Origin of the sequence: Neobacillus cucumis (assembly GCF_002860255.1) — a bacterium.
Classification (GTDB): domain Bacteria; phylum Bacillota; class Bacilli; order Bacillales; family Cytobacillaceae; genus Neobacillus; species Neobacillus cucumis_A.
The window spans coordinates 63,333-81,821 of the sequence record NZ_PGVE01000004.1 but is presented as its reverse complement, the minus strand read 5'-3'; the positions used below and the strand labels follow the sequence as shown (position 1 = coordinate 81,821).

The 18,489-nt window shown below is 38.8% G+C and carries 20 protein-coding genes; 8 read left to right on the top strand and 12 right to left on the bottom strand.

Annotation, left to right across the window (positions count from 1 at the left end; translation table 11 throughout):
• Window positions 1-273: 273 nt before the first annotated feature.
• On the bottom strand, window positions 274-504 hold the full coding sequence (locus tag CVD27_RS00690) for a hypothetical protein (protein WP_101645982.1): 231 nt from the start codon (window positions 502-504) through the stop codon (window positions 274-276).
• Between the two features lie 137 nt (window positions 505-641).
• On the opposite strand from CVD27_RS00690, the gene pdaB reads away from it, so the two are divergent.
• A complete protein-coding gene (pdaB, locus tag CVD27_RS00685) occupies window positions 642-1,394 on the top strand; it encodes a polysaccharide deacetylase family sporulation protein PdaB (protein ID WP_101645981.1) in 753 nt (250 codons plus the stop codon).
• A 22-nt stretch (window positions 1,395-1,416) separates the two neighbouring features.
• On the opposite strand, the gene CVD27_RS00680 is transcribed toward pdaB, so the two are convergent.
• Window positions 1,417-2,106 (bottom strand): KinB-signaling pathway activation protein, encoded by a 690-nt coding sequence (locus CVD27_RS00680; RefSeq protein WP_101645980.1) that lies wholly within the window; start codon window positions 2,104-2,106, stop codon window positions 1,417-1,419.
• 153 nt (window positions 2,107-2,259) lie between these two features.
• Between CVD27_RS00680 and gerD the strand changes: the two genes are divergently transcribed.
• Complete coding sequence (gene gerD, locus CVD27_RS00675; RefSeq protein ID WP_180960107.1) at window positions 2,260-2,817, top strand: spore germination lipoprotein GerD; 558 nt, start codon at window positions 2,260-2,262, stop codon at window positions 2,815-2,817.
• A 49-nt stretch (window positions 2,818-2,866) separates the two neighbouring features.
• Here gerD and CVD27_RS00670 read toward each other — a convergent pair whose 3' ends face one another.
• The 3 genes from CVD27_RS00670 to CVD27_RS00660 all read right to left on the bottom strand — a co-directional run bounded on the left by CVD27_RS00670 (window position 2,867) and on the right by CVD27_RS00660 (window position 5,361).
• On the bottom strand, window positions 2,867-3,919 hold the full coding sequence (locus tag CVD27_RS00670) for a P-loop NTPase (protein ID WP_101645979.1): 1,053 nt from the start codon (window positions 3,917-3,919) through the stop codon (window positions 2,867-2,869).
• Between the two features lie 116 nt (window positions 3,920-4,035).
• Window positions 4,036-4,758, bottom strand: a complete 723-nt coding sequence (cwlD, locus tag CVD27_RS00665; protein ID WP_308301696.1) for an N-acetylmuramoyl-L-alanine amidase CwlD — start codon at window positions 4,756-4,758, stop codon at window positions 4,036-4,038.
• Window positions 4,759-4,917: 159 nt separating this feature from the next.
• Window positions 4,918-5,361 carry a YbaK family protein gene (locus CVD27_RS00660; RefSeq protein ID WP_101645977.1) on the bottom strand — a complete coding sequence of 148 codons (444 nt, stop codon included), beginning with the start codon at window positions 5,359-5,361 and terminating at the stop codon, window positions 4,918-4,920.
• A 221-nt stretch (window positions 5,362-5,582) separates the two neighbouring features.
• Here CVD27_RS00660 and CVD27_RS00655 point away from each other — a divergent pair, with 221 nt between their 5' ends.
• The 4 genes from CVD27_RS00655 to CVD27_RS00640 all read left to right on the top strand — a co-directional run bounded on the left by CVD27_RS00655 (window position 5,583) and on the right by CVD27_RS00640 (window position 9,901).
• Complete coding sequence (locus tag CVD27_RS00655; protein WP_101645976.1) at window positions 5,583-7,064, top strand: spore germination protein; 1,482 nt, start codon at window positions 5,583-5,585, stop codon at window positions 7,062-7,064.
• Between the two features lie 17 nt (window positions 7,065-7,081).
• Window positions 7,082-8,170 carry a GerAB/ArcD/ProY family transporter gene (locus tag CVD27_RS00650; RefSeq protein WP_101645975.1) on the top strand — a complete coding sequence of 363 codons (1,089 nt, stop codon included), beginning with the start codon at window positions 7,082-7,084 and terminating at the stop codon, window positions 8,168-8,170.
• On the top strand, window positions 8,167-9,228 hold the full coding sequence (locus CVD27_RS00645; RefSeq protein ID WP_101645974.1) for a Ger(x)C family spore germination protein: 1,062 nt from the start codon (window positions 8,167-8,169) through the stop codon (window positions 9,226-9,228). The genes CVD27_RS00650 and CVD27_RS00645 overlap by 4 nt, the downstream gene beginning before the upstream one ends.
• Before the next feature lie 280 nt (window positions 9,229-9,508).
• A complete protein-coding gene (locus CVD27_RS00640) occupies window positions 9,509-9,901 on the top strand; it encodes a hypothetical protein (RefSeq protein WP_101645973.1) in 393 nt (130 codons plus the stop codon).
• Window positions 9,902-9,928: 27 nt separating this feature from the next.
• On the opposite strand, the gene CVD27_RS00635 is transcribed toward CVD27_RS00640, so the two are convergent.
• The gene (locus CVD27_RS00635) at window positions 9,929-10,441 is read right to left on the bottom strand and encodes a hypothetical protein (RefSeq protein WP_101645972.1); all 513 of its coding nucleotides are present in this window, start codon (window positions 10,439-10,441) and stop codon (window positions 9,929-9,931) included.
• A 194-nt stretch (window positions 10,442-10,635) separates the two neighbouring features.
• Between CVD27_RS00635 and CVD27_RS00630 the strand changes: the two genes are divergently transcribed.
• Window positions 10,636-10,836, top strand: coding sequence for a hypothetical protein (locus tag CVD27_RS00630; protein ID WP_101645971.1), 201 nt, complete (start codon window positions 10,636-10,638; stop codon window positions 10,834-10,836).
• 18 nt (window positions 10,837-10,854) lie between these two features.
• The gene (locus CVD27_RS00625) at window positions 10,855-11,100 is read left to right on the top strand and encodes a hypothetical protein (RefSeq protein ID WP_180960106.1); all 246 of its coding nucleotides are present in this window, start codon (window positions 10,855-10,857) and stop codon (window positions 11,098-11,100) included.
• Window positions 11,101-11,135: 35 nt separating this feature from the next.
• Here the strand turns inward: CVD27_RS00625 and CVD27_RS00620 are convergent, their stop codons facing one another.
• The 6 genes from CVD27_RS00620 to CVD27_RS00595 form a co-directional block, all read right to left on the bottom strand.
• Window positions 11,136-11,390 (bottom strand): hypothetical protein, encoded by a 255-nt coding sequence (locus CVD27_RS00620; RefSeq protein WP_101645969.1) that lies wholly within the window; start codon window positions 11,388-11,390, stop codon window positions 11,136-11,138.
• 248 nt (window positions 11,391-11,638) lie between these two features.
• A complete protein-coding gene (locus CVD27_RS00615) occupies window positions 11,639-13,222 on the bottom strand; it encodes a SagB family peptide dehydrogenase (RefSeq protein WP_101645968.1) in 1,584 nt (527 codons plus the stop codon).
• Between the two features lie 22 nt (window positions 13,223-13,244).
• Entirely contained in the window at window positions 13,245-15,185 is a 1,941-nt protein-coding gene (locus tag CVD27_RS00610; protein ID WP_101645967.1) for a TOMM precursor leader peptide-binding protein, read from the bottom strand.
• Complete coding sequence (locus CVD27_RS00605; protein WP_101645966.1) at window positions 15,182-17,146, bottom strand: putative thiazole-containing bacteriocin maturation protein; 1,965 nt, start codon at window positions 17,144-17,146, stop codon at window positions 15,182-15,184. The genes CVD27_RS00610 and CVD27_RS00605 overlap by 4 nt, the downstream gene beginning before the upstream one ends.
• 173 nt (window positions 17,147-17,319) lie before the next feature.
• The gene (locus CVD27_RS29030; protein WP_101645965.1) at window positions 17,320-17,661 is read right to left on the bottom strand and encodes a heterocycloanthracin/sonorensin family bacteriocin; all 342 of its coding nucleotides are present in this window, start codon (window positions 17,659-17,661) and stop codon (window positions 17,320-17,322) included.
• 286 nt (window positions 17,662-17,947) lie between these two features.
• Window positions 17,948-18,241 (bottom strand): heterocycloanthracin/sonorensin family bacteriocin, encoded by a 294-nt coding sequence (locus CVD27_RS00595; protein WP_101645964.1) that lies wholly within the window; start codon window positions 18,239-18,241, stop codon window positions 17,948-17,950.
• Window positions 18,242-18,489 lie beyond the last annotated feature (248 nt).

The window sequence follows — 18,489 nt, the reverse complement described above, 5'->3', positions numbered from 1 at the left end:
ATCAAACTCTCCAAGAAAGTTTTGATTAGCTCATAAAAGTTACGTTGGCATAGCTTCAATTTAGAAACTATTAATTATTGTTTGTTGACGTTTTTGTTTGTTTAGTTTTCAAAGAACAATCAGTCCGTCGCTCAAAGCGACTTTATTAATATATCACCCTTAGACAGTAAAGTCAATAACTTTTTTAATTATTTTTTTACTGTCATCAGCGACGTTTATTAATATAACAAGATACATATTAAATGTCAACGCATTTTATAAAAAATTTAAAACTTATCCTTTTTTTCTATCTTTTTTTCCTCTTCGCATGTATTTAAAGCATTCTTGTGGAGAAGCAACTCGCTTAAATAATGCAAATAGTATTTTGTATCTCTCTTCCATCGACCTCTTTACAACATGATCAATTCGGTCGTCTTTTAAATCAAATAGTATTTCATCCATCTCTCTCTTAATAAGGTATTCCATTTCTTTTACTTCCTTTTCATTAATCAGAAGTCCAAACATTGAAAAACCTCCAGCGAAGTATGTAGTTCTAGTAGTATTTTCCAAATTAGAAATTTTATAATCAAAAAGTTTAATCATAATATCTAAATTCAAAGCATAAGTTTGAGACGAGGATAGTATTGGACGAGGTGGGAATGATGAATTTCTTTTTTGTATTAAACGGTAAATCATTAAAAAATGTATCACTGATTCTCATTGCAGCTTTTTTTACAGCATGGTTCCTCTACATGGAAAATCTCGTACAGATTCCTGTCTTTTCAACAAAGGATAGCTCAAATGCTATTTATCGCGGTGAGAAAGATTTGGCCCTCACATTTAATATTGGCTGGGGCGATGAAAAGGCGGAACCTATTTTAGATGTATTGAAAAAAGAGAATGTTAGATCAGCAACTTTCTTTCTAGCAGGTTCATGGGCCGAACGTCACCCTGACATTGTCAATCGTATTGTAAAAGAAGGTTACGAAATTGGGATATTGGGATATGATTATGTAGATTACCTTGATGTAGAAGATGCACAAATTGCAAAAGATATTTCGAAAGCTCAAGAAGCCTTTACTAAGTTAAATGTTAAAGATATCAAGCTTTTACGCGCTCCGACTGGACACTTCGATGAGCGTACATTAAAAATTGCCAAGCGATACGGGTATACAGTTGTTCATTGGAAGATCGACTCTAAGGATTGGCAAAATCCTGGTGTAGAAAGAATAGTAGAAAATGTTAGTAAGGTAGATAATGGGGATATAGTCCTGCTCCATGCCTCAGATTCTGCAAAACAAACAGCCAAAGCTCTGCCTCAGATTCTGGCTAATATTCGACAAAAAGGGCTAAAGCTCGTTTCCGTATCCGAAATGATTGCTAATGGAGAAGTTCAGTCGAAGGAAATAAATTAACCTCTGACAAAAAACCGCCATGTTACATGGACGGTTTTTTAGTCATTTTTCTATTTTTGCTTGTGTTTTTAGCTTTCGAATTCGTTTGTTCTGCCCGTTTTTGCCTTTCTTGCACTGATTGGGCATTTAATTTATGAAGAATTATTAATTGATAGGCATTACATGCTAGTAACGAAATCATCATGAGATAAAACCAGTTCTTTTCATTCTCACGAAGAACTGGAACCCACTCCACCAAGGTAGCAACAATCATAAAAAATAATGCAGGGATAAAAGCTCCTCTGTTTGTTTGTTTTACTTTATACCAAGCTACAACAAGGGAAACCGCTAATAAAAGAAAGGCCGGCCCAAAATAAGGGACAACGGAATCACCCGGCTTGGCAAAGTTCTCATAACGTAAGTAAACTAAATCAAATAAACCAAAAACCACGAGAACAACTTGCACGGAGTTCCACAAAGATACAGATTTAAATATACCCAAACCAAAGCGGTGAATCGTTAAATAAGAAAAGAAGCCCATTTGGCTGATTACACTGAACAGAAAGCCCATAACAATGAGCCAAACTAACGTCGATAAAATATCAATAATTTGAAAATGAATAAAGTAAGGCTGAAACTCATCCCAGCGTATAATAAACCCCACAATAGCCGTGGTGACCCCGCCAACTAATAATGTGGACATAAATAGTCTTACCCAATTACGGCTTGTCACACCTCAAACCTCCATAATACTAAATATATTATTTCCCTTCTGATTGTACCAATCAAGACGTAAAAAATCCATAATTTCATTTTTTTAGGCGAATAATCTCGCTTTAATTCCTCATCCTAAAATTAAGGATTTATATGTGAAAGGGGCTTGAAAATGAAAAGATATAGTATATTGCTCCTCCTACCCATCATGTTGTTCCTAGCCAGTTGCTCTTCTAGTAATGACTTAAGCGGGACCGGGCAAATCGACTATGACCAGACTAAAAAAATGGTGGTTGATATCCTTAAAACCGATGATGGTAAGAAGGCAATACAAGATGTAATGACTTCTGATGCGATGAAGGAAAAGCTTGTTATGGATCAAAAGGTTGTTGCCGATACCATTCAAACCACTCTTACATCAGATAAAGCCATTGAATTCTGGAAGAAGGCTTTTAGTGATCCTGCTTTTGCTAAGGGCGTTGCTAAAAACATGAAAAATGAAAATAAGGCCTTATTAAAGGAATTAATGAATGATCCTCAGTATAGAACCATGATGGTTCAAGTATTTAAAGAGCCTGAAATTCAAAAACAAATGACTGATGCTCTAAAAACTAAAGAATACCGGGACTATCTTCAAGATGTGATTACAGAAACAATTAATAGCCCTCTTTATAAAGCTAAAATACAGGAATTACTTTTAAAGGCTGCAGAGGAAGCATCAAAAAAATGATGAACTAGCAGAAAAATACCTCTTCCCAATTTAGGAAGAGGTATTTTTCTTATTTTTTTAGCAGGCTTGTTACCTTTTCTGCAATTTCTAAATAGATCTTACCGATTTGATGATCTTCTTGATAGACTGATGGTGCAAAATCTTGATCATTCCAATCAGGCTGGTTTAGCGGCAGTCGTCCAAGGAGAACCGTGTTTAATTCTTCAGCAAGTTTATCTCCTCCACCACGACCAAACACATATTCTTTTTCCCCAGTTAATTTGCTTTCGAAGTAGGCCATATTTTCAATAACTCCAAGGACTTCATGCTCTGTACGTAAAGCCATTGCTCCCGCACGAGCAGCTACAAACGCAGCCGTTGGATGTGGAGTTGTGACGATAATTTCCTTACAAGAAGGCAGCATAGTATGAACATCTAAAGCAACGTCCCCTGTTCCAGGAGGCAAATCTAATAACAAATAATCAAGTTCTCCCCATTCGACTTCACTGAAGAAACTATTCAACATCTTCCCTAACATTGGTCCACGCCAGATGATCGGGGCATTGTCCTCTACAAAGAAGCCCATTGAAATCACCTGAACGCCAAAGCGATCAACAGGAATAATTTTTTCGCCGCGGACCACAGGACGATTAGTTATGCCCATCATATCTGGTACACTAAACCCGTAGATATCGGCGTCAATTAAACCCACCTTTTTTCCTAAACGAGCCAAGGCCACAGCAAGGTTAACGGAAACCGTTGATTTACCTACGCCGCCTTTTCCGCTGGCAATCGCAATGAAGGTTGTATTTTTTGAATTAAGTAGATTTCGGCCCTTCTCTGGCTCCGGATCGCGATGTTGTGCCAATACTTCTTCTGGCAGCTCAGCAAAGCGGATTCCAACAGTAGCCGCGCCTGCTTCTTTTAACACATTTACAATTTGTGTCTGAAGCTGCAGCTGCTCGCTGGTGCCCGTCTTAGCAATCAATACCTTAATACTAACATGGTTCTTTTCTTCTTTAATCTTAATTTCTTCAATGGCATTAAGCTCAACTAATTCTTTATGTAAAAAGGGCTCTTTAATGGCACCCAGAACTTCACGGACTTTTTTCTCTGTTAACATAAAATGCACCTCACCTACGAATTCTTTTCCAATTTCAGTATACCATAACCTAGATAAGAAACAGTTAATTCAATCACATGACAAAAATAAAAAAACGGAAGATGCTTCCATCCTCCTTAATCTGATTCTTTTAATTCTTTTTCATTCGTAAAGTAACGAAGGATCCCATTATTTATTGAAGCAGACACTTTTTCTTGATAAGATTCCTTTTTTAAAAGTGACCTTTCCCTAGGATTTGAAAGGAATCCTACTTCTACCAGGACTCCCGGCTTTTTGGCGTTTTTCAAGATATACACTTGATTAATTGGCTTGGCTTTACGTTCCGTGTTTTCAAGATTTCTTCGGAGTTCTTCTTGAATAAACTTTGCGGCACGTGCATTTTCCTTATAATGAGGGGCATAAAAGGTCTGGGCACCGCTCCATCTTGAAGAAGGAATAGCATTTAAATGAATACTGACAAATAAGTCAATATCGGTATGATTAATCATTTTTAATCTCTTTTTGAGGTCTTCTACCTTTCTGCGGCTGTAGCCTCGCGTATCAGGATCCGCTAAATCCTCATCCTTTTCCCTTGTCATAATCACAAGAGCCCCTTGCTGCTGAAGAAAGTCACGGACATTTTTGGTAATTTCTAAAGCAATGTCCTTTTCAAGTGTTTCTCCTGATTCCGCCCCGCCATCTGGTCCTCCATGGCCTGCATCCAACAAGATAATTTTTCCTGACAACGGGAGATTCCAAGTTTTCCATGAATTATTTTCACTAAAATCATGCTGTAGGATAAAAAATAACAAAATTAATCCCGTAATAAAGCTAATTATCTTTAATCTGCGCTTAGCCACCCATATCATCCTTCCCGCTCGTCCCTGTTCAGTTAACTATATGGGACAAGAGGGAGTTTTAGAACAGTAAAAGCACCCCTTAAGCAAAGTACACGAAATTCCATTTTAGACAGAACTAACTGGCACGAATATGCTGGGTGCTTATGTTTCAACTGGGACTTAATGTAATCTCAACTTATGACGTCTCTGGCCTTTTTCAAATCCTTCTTTCCACCAGACAAAAATGTATTGTTCACATAGATAATAAAGGGACTCACTCATCGTGCCTTCTTGACCATTTCCCCAATAAAGCAAAAAGTTGTAAAGAGTATCAATCAAATGTTTTTCCTCTCGGAAACATCTTTGGCGCACTTCATCTAAGTTTTCACCATAATAACCAAATTTACTAAATTTCGCCCCTAAAAGAAAGGCTTCCAATGCGACATCATAACACGCTTCCTCGATTCCTGTATTCATCACAAAACTTTGAGCTAGATTCGTGGAACCAAAATATTGTCTAACCCTTTCTTTCAATGTATTAATGGATAAGTCCCGCAGGACGGAACGTTCATATTTTATCTGCTTTTCTCGTCTTTTTTCTTTAAAGGTAGTAATAATAGTCACTTCTTTTCACCTCTTAAGACTATTCTTTATCCCTCTGTCTTAAGAAATACAAACTCCTCATTTCCAATTTTTAATATCAACTTATTAAGATTAGCCATTCTTAAAGCATTGAAAGAGTTCCTAAGTAGGAATAATTTTGCTCCCTCTTTACTTCTATTCCTATTCATAATTCTTCCATTATAGGAAATGATATTAATAAGGCAGAATGGGCGGTGACTTTAATGATGGGCTTTTTTACAAAGAAACAAAATCAACAACAAGAGAGAGAGGAGTTAGAGAATTTTCTTAAGCGGTCCAATGATTTTAAGAAAGTTTCTTACATCAATAAACCCACGAATAGTCAGTTCTCTTTTTGGTTTATTACAACCCTTATAGACGAGAGTGTTTTACAGGATTCTGCCCTCCCATTTTTATTGGAGGAGCCGTTTGAAAGGGTTGAAGATGTTAAGAAACTTGTTGCACTTGCCGATGTTCAAATTAGTAATGATATAAGTGCCATTGAACAGAAATTATTCAATGGTTATGCCCTTTTAACGTTGGATTCTGACAGCAAAAATTTTGCGTTTTTAGCCGCACAGAAAGAAATTGTCCGAAGCATCTCACCACCTGAGGTTGAATTTAGTGTCATAGGCCCGAAAGAAGCCTTTGTAGAATCGATGGCACAAAATGTAAATCTGATTCGAAAACGTCTCCCTATAAAAGAGTTAATTGTAGAAGAGCTGACAATAGGCTCTCTTTCAAAAACAAAGGTATCGGTCTTATATCTTGACGGGATTGTTGACCCTGCCAATGTCAAAACCGTTATGGAGCGGCTGAAAAATGTGGAATTTGATGCAATTACGGATAGTTCATATATCGTTCAGTTGATATCCGATAATAAAAACTCCCCTTTTCCACAGCTTTTAGATACCGAGCGTCCCGACAGGGTAACAGCTATTTTGGCTGAAGGGAAAATAGCGATAATCGTAGATGGATCACCACACGTCTTAATCACTCCGACAACACTAGTTGAGTTCTTCAGCTCATTTGAAGATTATTTTTTAAATTGGATGTTATCTTCCTTTTTCCGGTTAATCCGCCTGTTTGCGGTTGCGTTTTCTATTTTAGTAACACCTGTTTATGTTGCGACATTGTCGTATCATTACGAACTAATACCTAAAGATTTAATGAATACCTTAGTTACCTCCAGACGGGAAATACCGCTCCCTCCCATTTTAGAAGCTCTTTTTTTAGAGCTGACGATTGAATTGCTTCGGGAAGCAGGAGCACGTCTTCCTACTAAGGTAGGTCAGACAATCGGTATCGTTGGAGGTATTGTCATTGGAACAGCTTCCGTTGAAGCAGGATTAACAAGTAATGTTCTCTTGATTATTGTAGCACTCGCAGCATTAGCCTCATTTACAACTCCCGTTTATAAAATGGGCAATGCGATCCGTTTGCTCCGATTTCCATTTTTGTTTTTTGCAGAGCTTTGGGGACTGCTTGGCATCGTTTTTTGCTTTTGCATTTTAATGACCCATTTAATACGACTGACCTCCTTAAACAGGCCTTTTTTAGAACCATTATACCCACCAAGACTGACAGATCTTAAGGATTCACTGATCAGGCTCCCATTTAGCAAACAATCCTTAAGACCACAAACACTAAGGACAAAAAATCCTGTTCGTTATCCCGTCAAGAAAAAAGGCGATATTGACGAATAGGAAGCGGAGGAAGGGCTATGGAACAATTAGTACCTGAAAAAGCAAAGATATCGCCTTTTTTAGTTTTTTTTCTCGTCCATACGATGCAAATTGGGATTGGGGTTTTAGGATTCCAGCGGATTATCGCTATGACAGCAGGATATGACGCTTGGATTTCAGTTTTGTTTGCCGGGTTAAGTATTCATCTCATTTTATGGATGATGTACAGAATCCTTGAAACTGTAAATGGAGATGTAATCACAGCCCATACGTACATTTTTGGCAATAAAATAGGCAAGCTGCTATCCTTGCCTTTCATTCTTTATTTTATACTTGTTGCTTTAACGACACTTCGAACCTTTATAGAAGTCATCCAAGTCTGGATGTTTCAGGATATGAGTACCTTTTGGTATTCCCTCGCTTTTTGCGGCTTAGCCATTTATATTATATTTGGCGGTTTTCGAACGGTAACGGGCGTGGCTTTTTTTGGAGTTGTCCTTCCTGCTTATTTAATCTTTACTTTTTTCTTTACCGTTCCATATGCTGATTTAAGAAATTTACTGCCAGTCTTTGATCACTCCATCAAGGATCTCATTATGGCTGCATACCATACTTCACTTACTTATCTTGGGTATGAAATACTTTTGTTTTTTTATCCGTATATCAAGGATCCGCAAAAATCAAAGAAATGGGCGCATTGGGGTGTCTTTTATACGACCTTTCTCTATACATCTATTACCATTATCACCTTTGCTTATTTTTCTGAAGGACAGCTTCAGAAAAGTATCTGGGCTACTTTGACGATGTGGAAAGTGGTAGAGATGCCTTTTGTGGAACGGTTTGAATACATCGGGATTGCAAACTGGAACATCCTGATCCTGCCTAATTTTTGTATTGCCCTTTGGTGTGGAAGCCGTATTTTAAAACGAGTGACTAAGATAAAACAGAAGTATGGAGTTTTGTTACTATCAATGATTGTGTTAGTTACAATCAATTTCTTTAAAACACGCGGACAAATTAACACTCTCATCGACTATACTGGTAAGATTGCCTTTTTCCTGAATTATGTTTATATTCCCTTACTCTTTTTTCTAGTTTTGATTGTGAAGAAGGTGAAGAAAAAATGAGAAAGAGACTATCCCTCATTATCTTTACTATATTTCTTGGAGGATGTGTACAAAAGGAAATCTTAGATGATGTTAATCTTGAAACCGGATCAGCTTATGACTATATAAATGGTAAGATTCGTGGAACCGCATTAGTACCTGTCTATTTACCGGATAAAAATGTAGAAAACAAAACATTCTCAGCTTCTTCTAATTTAAGCAGGGATTTTTTAAGAGATGTACAGCGTCAATCGTCCGATCCGCTTGTCACAGGGAGTCTTAAAGTCGTCCTTTTTGGCGAAAAACTTGCGAAGGATAAAGGAATTCTTGACTTAATTGATTCCTTTCAACGGGATCCCAGTATTGGTGCAAGATTATACCTTGCTGTAACAGAAGGTGAATCAAAGGACATCATTAAAGGGGATTATGGAAAAAGAGGAAATGCGATTTATCTATCCAATCTGATCCGCCAAAATATGAAATCAAAGGATGTACCTAAAACGGACCTTCAACGTTTTTTATTTGATTTTAATCAAAAAGGTAAGACACCCTATCTTCCTCAGTTAAGCAAATTGGGGAAGACAAATGTGGAGATTAGCGGTCTTAGCTTTTTTAGGTATGGTTTGGTCGTCGATACGATCCCCGCCTCTAAGATGTTTTATTTTAAGCTGCTAGTAGATAAATATAGTCAAGGAACGTTAAAAGTGGAGCATAACAAGAATTCAGCAGTTATTGAAAGTATCCGCTCAAATTATAAAATGAAGCTTTCCTCAAGAAATCCCTATAAGGTTAATGTTCAGATAAAGGTAAAAGCCATATTAAATGAATATTCTGGTGTTCGTGTGACACCAAAGTTAATTGATCAGTTAGAAAAAAAACTGGAAAAAGAAATTGAAAACGAATGTCTCAAGTTAACAAAAAGGTTTCAATCAAAAAATATTGACCCTGTAGGATTCGGACATTTTATTAAAAGCAAAACAAGAGGATTCAATTTTAATAAATGGGAAACGGACTATCATCATTTAAAAGTGAACATTCGTGCAAATGTTACGATTACGGAGTCAGGGGTTATAGATTAATCTATCTCTTGTTCCATCTAGATTTGTATCTGATATTAAAAGTACAAAACTCTCGGTCTTTAAGCCGAGAGTTTTTATTTGTTTTAACTGATAATTTTTCCGGGTAAAAAACCATACGTTTCTCCCCTTTTAAGTACAGCTTTCATTCAAATATAGATATTCATTTGACCATGTTGCCATATATTAATAACAAGCTTAAAAATGGTAAGCTTCATCATGATTTAAAAAAAGCCAATGAATTATTTGGTCCCCCTGTACCGCCTTGTAAAGGAGGGAAAATATGTTTGGACTGTTTTCTTTTCGAAAGAAAAAGAATGAAAAGGAAGAGGAAAATAAATTAAACTCTCACATTATAAACAAATTAGATCGGATTATTGAGTTATTAGAACAGCAGCCATCAGAAAGTCGGATGCGAAATATACATTTCGACACGGTCCAAATAGAACATTTAGAAAATATAGTCTTTCGTTTAGACAATATTAAAATTGACGAATTAAGCGGAAAGTTAATTATAGGAAATAATATTAGTACGACAAATGAATTAGCTGAATCACTAAATATGCAATTGAATCCTAAAGATATTAAAAAGGAGACCATGTCTGCAAAATCCCCCTCTAATGAAGATAATATTATTAAAACTTCAAAAGGATTTCGATTTCATTATGATCAGTAACAAATTGTATTCCTGGTAAAATCAACATCAGATATCTCTTTCCATATTCGTTATTTTAATATCCCGATCGTCAATTATTGCATCTATCATATCCTGGTCATTATTGATATTTAAATTACTTACCTGTTGATTGTAATTTCCGTTTACAGCAGCCTGTGAAGTATTTGATTTTTGATTGGCGTCCATCCCAGTAACATGAGCCCTTCCAAGGAAGACAGAGCTGTTTTGTTCCATTCTATTGACATTGATACTTTCAAGTGTAAGATTTGTTGTTGTATTTTCATCACCTGGATTTTCAAAAGAGATATTGATGTCACGATCATCAATTGGTGTATCTACAAGATCAGGATCATTTAGTATAGAAATATTATGAAGCAGAAGATTGGATTGGCCACTAATAGCTCCAATCACACTGTTTTCTTTACCATGTGAACTCCAGCCAACCGCAACATTTCTCTCTCCAATAAAAATACCAGATTGCCTTTGCATCGTTTGAATATGAATACCACCGGCAAAATTAAAATTTAATGATCTTAACATCTATTGTCACCACTTTATCTACATTTAGGTATTCTTACTTTATGTAACTAAAAGGGGTCTGGTTCCCTAACTAAAAAAACTGTGTCATCCGCCCATTATTTGAATAGACTAATGTAGTTATCTGAAGTCGGCTAAATCATGCGCGAAAATGTTTTCTATTCTTAAGGCAGGGTGGGGAAAGGAGAACAAATTTAATGATTAATTTAAACTTAGGGGATATTACCATTACTAACATCGGTCATTCATCAGGATATTTTATGGGTGAAAAAAATACACTTAATAAGTTTCGTTCAAAACAGGCGGTTAACGAAGTGCTTGGGGTATTATCCGGAGATGAAAATACGGTCATAGAAAACCTATGGATCGAAAACAACCAAAAAGAGAGGAATGAATAAATCATGGCTTCCCCCATTTTGTCTCCAACCTTTCATATTGGCACGATTAAAATCGGAACGATCGAAGGTGCTTCATGCTTTAGTATTGGGAACAATTTTATCGAAGACTTTAAAAACAACAAAAAACACAACCAAGGCTTAGGAAATATTCATGGTGATCGTAATAACTTGGCCTCAATGACCGCCTCATTAACCAATCATGAACAAGAGCCCAAAGCAAACGTAGAACCCCAAAAAGAGGATTGCAAAAAAACCCTTGATTAATCAGAGGGTTTATTGTTTTTTATCATGTTAACTCCTTATATATTCCCTCCGCCTCCAATATTCGGCTTTAGATCCTGATCAAAAATAACCCCGTCTATCATTTCAAAACTATCTGCAATATTATTTATATTTCCTGCAGTTACATTATTAAAGCCATAGACACCGCCCATGCTTAAATTATATTTCCTGTTAGCATCCATTCCATTTACCACACCTTCGCCAACGAAAACGGCCGAACTTGGCTGAGTAGAATTTATGTTCATAATTCCTAAATTAATAACTGAAGGCACTGTAATATCCCCCTTTCTCAGTCCTGTTAAACTATCTTATGTATTTACAATTGATCGCGTGAGGAAATAACCCTAATGTTTATTAATGTATACGGGCAATCATTACCCTTGGATAGTACATTTGAGATATATAAAATTTTATAAGCAAAAAAGACTCCAACCAATATGGTTTAGAGTCTTGGGATTTATGAAAATCAGTAAAATTTTATAAATTAAAAGAACTAGAACTATAAACAAAATGGTCTCTTCTAACTAAGCAAACTCCCTTTTAACCAAGCGCGGGGGCGGTACCAGCCTACTGGAATTTGGATCAAGCTTGTTTCTCCTTTCAAATTGATCCTATAAAGTTCATCCGTTTGGTTTGCATCGAATCCCAGCAGCGGGTGCCCTCCCATCCCTAAGGCACATGACACTAAGAGCAGACGTTGTAAGAGAATACCGGCCTCCATCTGTTGAATACGATATCCTCTATATCCCAACTTCTCTTTGAGGTGATCCTTTTCTCCAACAATATGAAGGCAAAGCGGCACTTGAAAAAGATTTACAGTGGGCATGGTTAATCCATATTGTAAAAACTCCCGATAATCTCCATGAGCTATTCTGGAAAGTCCATGAGCGCATTTGTCATAAGCGTAAGCCCCATTTGGAACTCCCTCCACATTATACAAACAGCCATACAAAGAAACACGAGTCTTAGATTCCCTCTGCGTGTCGTCCAGGTCATTCTGATACGGTTTAGAAAAAGTTTCCTTAAGCAAAATGGATAGTTGAGTTTGACTGACTTTGCCTATCATAAAATCAGTATTAGGAGAATGCCGCTCTCTGCAAACAGAAGCAAGGTCATATGAAAAGGGCTCATTAAATGGCAGCATGATGAATTCTGTACCTAAAGAAAGGTTATCACGCTCATCTTTTTTTATCTTCACAAATGACTGCGTTGTTTCAAACATCGATTCCTCATTCATCTTCTTAAGCAGCGGGTATTCCAGAATTTTCTTTGAACGGTTATACGTTTCATACTTCAGCATGGGTACTTCCTTGGACAATTCAATGGCTGAAACATTTTCTTGACTATTAAAGCTGTCAACACAATGGATAGATGGATAAATGGATAATGGGAGCACCGCATATACACTTTCGTCCTGTTCGGATAACCCAAGTAAATGATTTATCGAACGATCAAGAAATTGGTAACATACCCGTGATGAAAACCCCATCTGATTGGCCACTTCCAACGCTTGCCCAATCGCTACACCTGCATCGAGCCCCTGAAGCCTGTAGGAAAAATTATTATATTTATAGTAGTTTTTCCAAAAAACCGTCGAGACAAAAACAGTACAGAAACAATCTGTAAGATCAAAGCTATTTCCAAGACATCTGGATAAGTACGGATCATAATTTCCTTCACGGAGCAATAGAAGACGATGATGGGCTACATCGTAATGGTAAATTCCCGGTGGTGTGTCTTCCAGCTTTATATACACATATAATTCATTAGGATACAATGCCCCTCCAGAAGGAACAAATCTTCGTAATAACTGGGCATAGCTTACAGCAGCTTTTTCTTCTGGGTCCTCGATGAAAGCGGATTGAGCGTATTGAGTAAGGCCGTACACATACCATAAGAAATGACCAAGCTCCTCAAGCCGGGGTTCTGCATGAGTTTCTCGTGTCTTAAGAGTTAACGGTACCTCTCCGGATAGTGGAATCTCTGGCAGGCCGCGGTACAGTTTATAGGGAAGCGGCGCATCTTCCCAATTTACTTCCCAATCCGGAGGATTGATTTTTTCCGGGTCAAAGTGAAGGTGGTGCAGAAATGTTTCCAGTTTCAATCTTAAACCTCCTACATTTCAATTATGGGAACGGATGGGGATAAGGATTTAGCTGTTCATACGTTAACCTCTGTTTGGTAAATCCAAGTTTCATCGGTACTTGAAACACCCTTTCCAGCCCTTGGACACGGGTAAGGTGATGCCCGAATGTCATCGGCAGCATACCAGGAATCAATACCTTAACACAGAATAATCCGTTTCGTTTGGTTATTGGCGTTGTTTGGTCCACCACAATGACCTCAAGATCTAACTGGCGGAATTTCTGAAGAATATCCTGAAGATCATCCTTCAAATCGGTATTCTCCAGAGGCTGTTTAAACTCCTCCGCAAACGTTCGTAATGGACGATGATCATGTAATAAAAAATTGAACCGTTCCTCTGCCTCCTTCAGACCATAGAGCAGCCCATGGTCCTCCATGGTACGAACTGCAAATGGATCTTTTAGCATTTCTTCATATTTCTGCCGGTTTCCCTCCAATTTATCGTCATGCCTAACCATCATTCCAGCGAGCTCGTAAATCGAGCTCTTTACCGCTCTTACAGGATCCGGATTTGCTCCTGCCGCGCAAATGAGGTTCACACCCTTTGATCTTCTGTTTTTTGCCACTGCCCAAACACTTGGGATCTCATGTTCCATCGTCGAATTGTAAAAATAAACGTCATAGCCCTGAACCTCACGTATCCTATCCACCATCAACTCTAATTCTTTATCATTTGCTGAACGAAGATCAAGACGAGGAAGGGGCAGCTGTGCATACCATGTTAACAAGAAGGAATCCCGCTCGATAACCTCCATAATGCCATGGAATATAGCTTCCTCCATGCTTCCTCCTAATGCACACCCGTTTGAGGTTTCATAAACAAAGCCCTCCCCAAAGCCCAAACTGTAATAGGCGAGTAACTCTGGAACGAGTACAGGACGTTCTTGTAAAAACGAATAACCCCAGACCCAATTCATTGGGTCATCAGGATGAAACGGTTTAAACGGAAAATGGGGTTTTGCATATTGTTCCTGATCATGTAAACCGACACTAGCCGGATTTAATGCGATATGCTTTAAATGATGATAACTATCACGAACTTTCTTTCTTTTACCTTGAGGCTCGATTCCACAATATCGCTCTAACCCCTCCAAAATGGCCGTTAACTCACTTATTTCATAAGAATTAGAACGGCCAGCTACGCCCTCGTCAGCCCCAAACAACGGCATGTTAACCAAAACATCGGCAAATGGCAGCCTGAGATCCTCCATTTTTCCATTCATGATGCCCGTACGATCATCCAGATAGTCTTCGACCAGCACTGTTTTCAATTCATCCATCGAACGGCAGCGATAACCGATACCATTTAATTTTGGGCTTGACTCTAACCTAATATGAGCTAATTCTGGCGTGTCTTCAGGTAATGGACTGCAAATCGAGCACAATGGATCAGGCAAGAAAACGTGACTGGAGATAGTTAACGTTCTCAGATTGGTAATGAACATCCTTTCTTCTAAGGGGGAGGGTTCTCCTTGAAGCACTTTCTTCACTTCGTTACTGATGAAGATGGCCATTTGCGATAGGCCCGTTCTTGAAGCCCATGCATCACGCTGGACACCCGCCCCTGCTGTCAATCTTATTTGAATGTCCCGCATTTCAGGGCGATCAGGTCCGGCTATCAGGCGCCGTTTGTCAGCACAGAGAGAACATCCTGGCCTGTCTTGCCGTACTAATGGACCAATGATCCCCTCACCAAACGAAACGAAACCTCGAAGCCAAGGGATACCTGCTGCCCTAAATCTCTCTTCCGCTTTTTGATGGAGGGATGGATGCCAAGCATCGCTGAGCACCAGAGCTAAATCTGTTTGTTCTGGAATCTCTTCGAAAATGCCTTGACGTCTTACTAGATAGTTGGTGGACAATTGACCCGAGACATAATCCGCTAATAAACCGTCTCCATTAATGAGAATATGGGCAGTCATAGGGAATCCCCCTCTCGTACCTGCACACCATACACCCCTGCCAATTCTTGTTTTAAAAAAGGCTCTATTGACAGGTCATAGACAAATAGCTTTTTGCCGTTTCTTTTCAAGACATCTATTGAAGATTGTAATAACTCTAATTGTGTTATGTCATCACAAGAGGGGATTTCGAGTTTGGTTTCCTCTTTTTCCAGATAAATCATAGACTCCTTCTCTTGCCTAACAACAGAATTTATTTGGTTTTGAGCGTCCATCAAAGCTTGCCGCAATGTATTTTGTAATGCCAATGTTGTGTTTAAACCTGTCCCTGTGTACCAACAGCCATTTGACCTTACCCATACAATCGGGAAGCCTAATACATCTTCTTTTAAACCAATGGCCGGCGTACCGTTCAAGGTAGTCAGGGCATTTAAATAAAATCTGCATCTTTTATCCTCTATAACTCCAATCGGCACACGAAAAACCTTATTCAGGTGGTCCTCCTGTCCCTTTTTCAATTTTTCATCCAGATAGGCTTGCAGCCCTCGACAAACAGCTTCTGCGGTTGTTTCCCCTGCACCGATGCCAAGAAACCCCTCTGGAAGATTAACGCCCACTATATCTGTCTGTTTATGGAAGCCAAGCTTAAGGGAATCGATCATTTTGGAAACATACATTTCAATGCCCTTCAGACCGGCATTTATTCTTGCTTCTTCATGTGTCATTCCCGAACAGATAACTTCCGGCAGCAGTTTTGCCGGTCCCTCTGACACTGGATCAACGGCCTGGACATAGCACTGGGAAAGAGGAAGCTGTATTAAATTACGTTCCTCCCAGGTATGGAAAATACCTATTTCTTTTGAAGTTAAGCGACTGAAATATTCCAAAAGCAGCCCTTGCTGTTTAATCCTGTCTGATTCTTGTTTTAATTTTAAATTAAGATCTTCAACCTGTTCAGGTGTAAGATTTGAAGACATTACTGATGGATGTGTGATGAATGAAAGCCAGTCTCCCTCCATCGTTTCAAGATCAAGCAGGTAAATTTGATTACTTTGATTTGAATCTGCTATTCCTGCAGCCTTCTTGAATAATTCGAATACAGAAACATTTGCCAAAATCGCCCCTGATGTGGAAGAGAAAGACTTTGGCTGCCCATCGGCCTGTAGGGAAGATTGATGAATTCTGCGCCATGCAGACTCGAAGCATCCCTCTGATTCTGGATGAGTTAACGGACCCGAGAGTCCAACTTTTTCTAAACATATTGCCGGGAGAAATGCCTTCTTTTCTTCTTTACAAACATGATTTAGATTTCTTAATTGATTTACATTTCCATCCTGAGAAACATACAAAATCCAATCATAAGCCTGAACAGTTTCTTTCCAAAAATTCTTCCCCACACCTATATGATAGGGTACTTCCACAAATTCCACATCGGAATCTTTCTTCCTCGCATCCTGCACCAGTTCACGGAGCCGCTTCTTATTCGTTTGGTCCGAATCTGTTACCATTACATTTATTTTAGGCAGTCCCGAATTTACTAGGGCAGAAACCAACGATACCAAGAAGGATCCAGAGCCAATAGCCAGAACCTTAGTTTGACGATATTTTTGAAAATGGAACGCACCCGAATCGGTAAAACTCTCAATGAATTCAATTTGTGAAGCATACTTTTCAAGAACTTGTCGACTTAATTCATGGGGACTATCTTTGCTGATATCCCGTAGAAACCCATTCTTGTACAACGTTTCTCCGATTTCATATACCCTATCACGGTACGGTCCAGTTAAGCCTCGAGTCAATTCTTCCAATGTTTGCTCCCCATTAAACATCGGCAGTAATTTTTCAATCCACTGATAGATTGTATTGCCTTCCATTCGGAATGAACTTAAGTTATTTCTAAAGTAGACACCCCCTTTTGGATCCGGGAGAAAAAATGTATCCCTTTTGACCTTCAAAAGCGAGGACGAGTTAAGTTCTGCCATTTCGTACCTCCTTATTCATAATTATTACTACTTACGCACTATCAGTTTATGTATGATTTTTTGTCCAATATGATAAATGCAATAAAGAAGTGCCCATGCACAATCCTAGGGACACTTCTTTACAGCATTTATTATAAAATTTGTCAGGAAATTTCAAGCAGTCAAAACAATATTTAAACAACAACAACGCTGACACAGTTATAACAGCTATAGTAGCCGTCATAGCCGGCATAGCAACCGCCACAACCGCCACAGCCTCCACAAGCAAAGCCGAAACAGCTAAAACCAAAGCAGCCAAAACCTCCACATCGGAAACCACCACATCGGAAGCCGCCACAACGGAAGCCACCGCATCGGAAACCGCCACCACCGAAACCTCCGCAACGCATCCCGCCGCCACATCGGAAACCGCCATGCAAGCGCGGATCCTGGCTCTGTAGATCCATTGGAACTAACGCACCAGTTTGATATGGATCCAATCCCAATCCTTGTAAATCATTTTGAAAATTCTGCATTTTTTCCTCCCCTTTGTATTTAATCATCAGGTAACTCTGGTAGAGAGTGATGTGTGTTAATATTCAGTTTTGTATAACAATCTGACATTCGTGTACTCTCTTCAACAAATTATGTTTTTTCTAGGACATTGTTACTGATGTAAAAGCCTATTTTACTTTGAGGATCTAACCGTTACGTCAGGAAGCTCAGACGTAAAAACTAAGAAGTGCCCCCGCAGCACAAGTCGGTGCGGGAGCACTTTCTTCATAAAACAATATCTCTTCCTGTAGTTCTCAATAGACAAGATTAAATAAAACCGATGCCAAAGCCAAAACAACCAAAGCCAATGCCTACGCAGCCAAAGCCGCCACAACCAAAGCAGCCTCCACAGCCTCCACAACCGCCACAACCACCACAACCGAAACAGCCGAAGCCTCCGCAACGATGGAAGCCCCCGCAACGACCAAAGCCTCCGCAACGAAAGCCCCCGCAGCGTCCCCACATGCGAGAATCCTGGATTTGTGGACCGATTGGAACTAACTCACCAGTTTGATAAGGGTCAATTGCCAACCCTTGCAGCTCATTTTGATAATTTTGCATTTTATCCTCCCCTTTGTATTTAATCCCCAGGTAAAACAGAAACCTGAATTGAGAGTGGAATAAGTAAATTGGTCAATTTGTGTAAATGAAATTTCTGGTACTGATGTACTCCCTTCAACAAAATATGGTCTTTTCTGGGGCGTTGTTACTAATGTAAAAGCCTATTTTAATTTGAGGATCAAAAGGAATCTGCTTGTTAGTAGAAGTTTAAATTTAGGAGGGATCTAAAATGCAATTGTGATGAGAGT

What these genes read in the sequence shown, in the direction of transcription:
- CVD27_RS00690 (WP_101645982.1), bottom strand. Translation starts at nt 504, where the DNA reads ATGTTTGGACTTCTGATTAATGAAAAGGAAGTAAAAGAAATGGAATAC.
- pdaB (WP_101645981.1), top strand. Translation starts at nt 642, where the DNA reads ATGAATTTCTTTTTTGTATTAAACGGTAAATCATTAAAAAATGTATCA.
- gerD (WP_180960107.1), top strand. Translation starts at nt 2,260, where the DNA reads ATGAAAAGATATAGTATATTGCTCCTCCTACCCATCATGTTGTTCCTA.
- CVD27_RS00670 (WP_101645979.1), bottom strand. Translation starts at nt 3,919, where the DNA reads ATGTTAACAGAGAAAAAAGTCCGTGAAGTTCTGGGTGCCATTAAAGAG.
- CVD27_RS00655 (WP_101645976.1), top strand. Translation starts at nt 5,583, where the DNA reads ATGATGGGCTTTTTTACAAAGAAACAAAATCAACAACAAGAGAGAGAG.
- CVD27_RS00650 (WP_101645975.1), top strand. Translation starts at nt 7,082, where the DNA reads ATGGAACAATTAGTACCTGAAAAAGCAAAGATATCGCCTTTTTTAGTT.
- CVD27_RS00645 (WP_101645974.1), top strand. Translation starts at nt 8,167, where the DNA reads ATGAGAAAGAGACTATCCCTCATTATCTTTACTATATTTCTTGGAGGA.
- CVD27_RS00640 (WP_101645973.1), top strand. Translation starts at nt 9,509, where the DNA reads ATGTTTGGACTGTTTTCTTTTCGAAAGAAAAAGAATGAAAAGGAAGAG.
- CVD27_RS00635 (WP_101645972.1), bottom strand. Translation starts at nt 10,441, where the DNA reads ATGTTAAGATCATTAAATTTTAATTTTGCCGGTGGTATTCATATTCAA.
- CVD27_RS00630 (WP_101645971.1), top strand. Translation starts at nt 10,636, where the DNA reads ATGATTAATTTAAACTTAGGGGATATTACCATTACTAACATCGGTCAT.
- CVD27_RS00610 (WP_101645967.1), bottom strand. Translation starts at nt 15,185, where the DNA reads ATGACTGCCCATATTCTCATTAATGGAGACGGTTTATTAGCGGATTAT.
- CVD27_RS00605 (WP_101645966.1), bottom strand. Translation starts at nt 17,146, where the DNA reads ATGGCAGAACTTAACTCGTCCTCGCTTTTGAAGGTCAAAAGGGATACA.
- CVD27_RS29030 (WP_101645965.1), bottom strand. Translation starts at nt 17,661, where the DNA reads ATGCAGAATTTTCAAAATGATTTACAAGGATTGGGATTGGATCCATAT.
- CVD27_RS00595 (WP_101645964.1), bottom strand. Translation starts at nt 18,241, where the DNA reads ATGCAAAATTATCAAAATGAGCTGCAAGGGTTGGCAATTGACCCTTAT.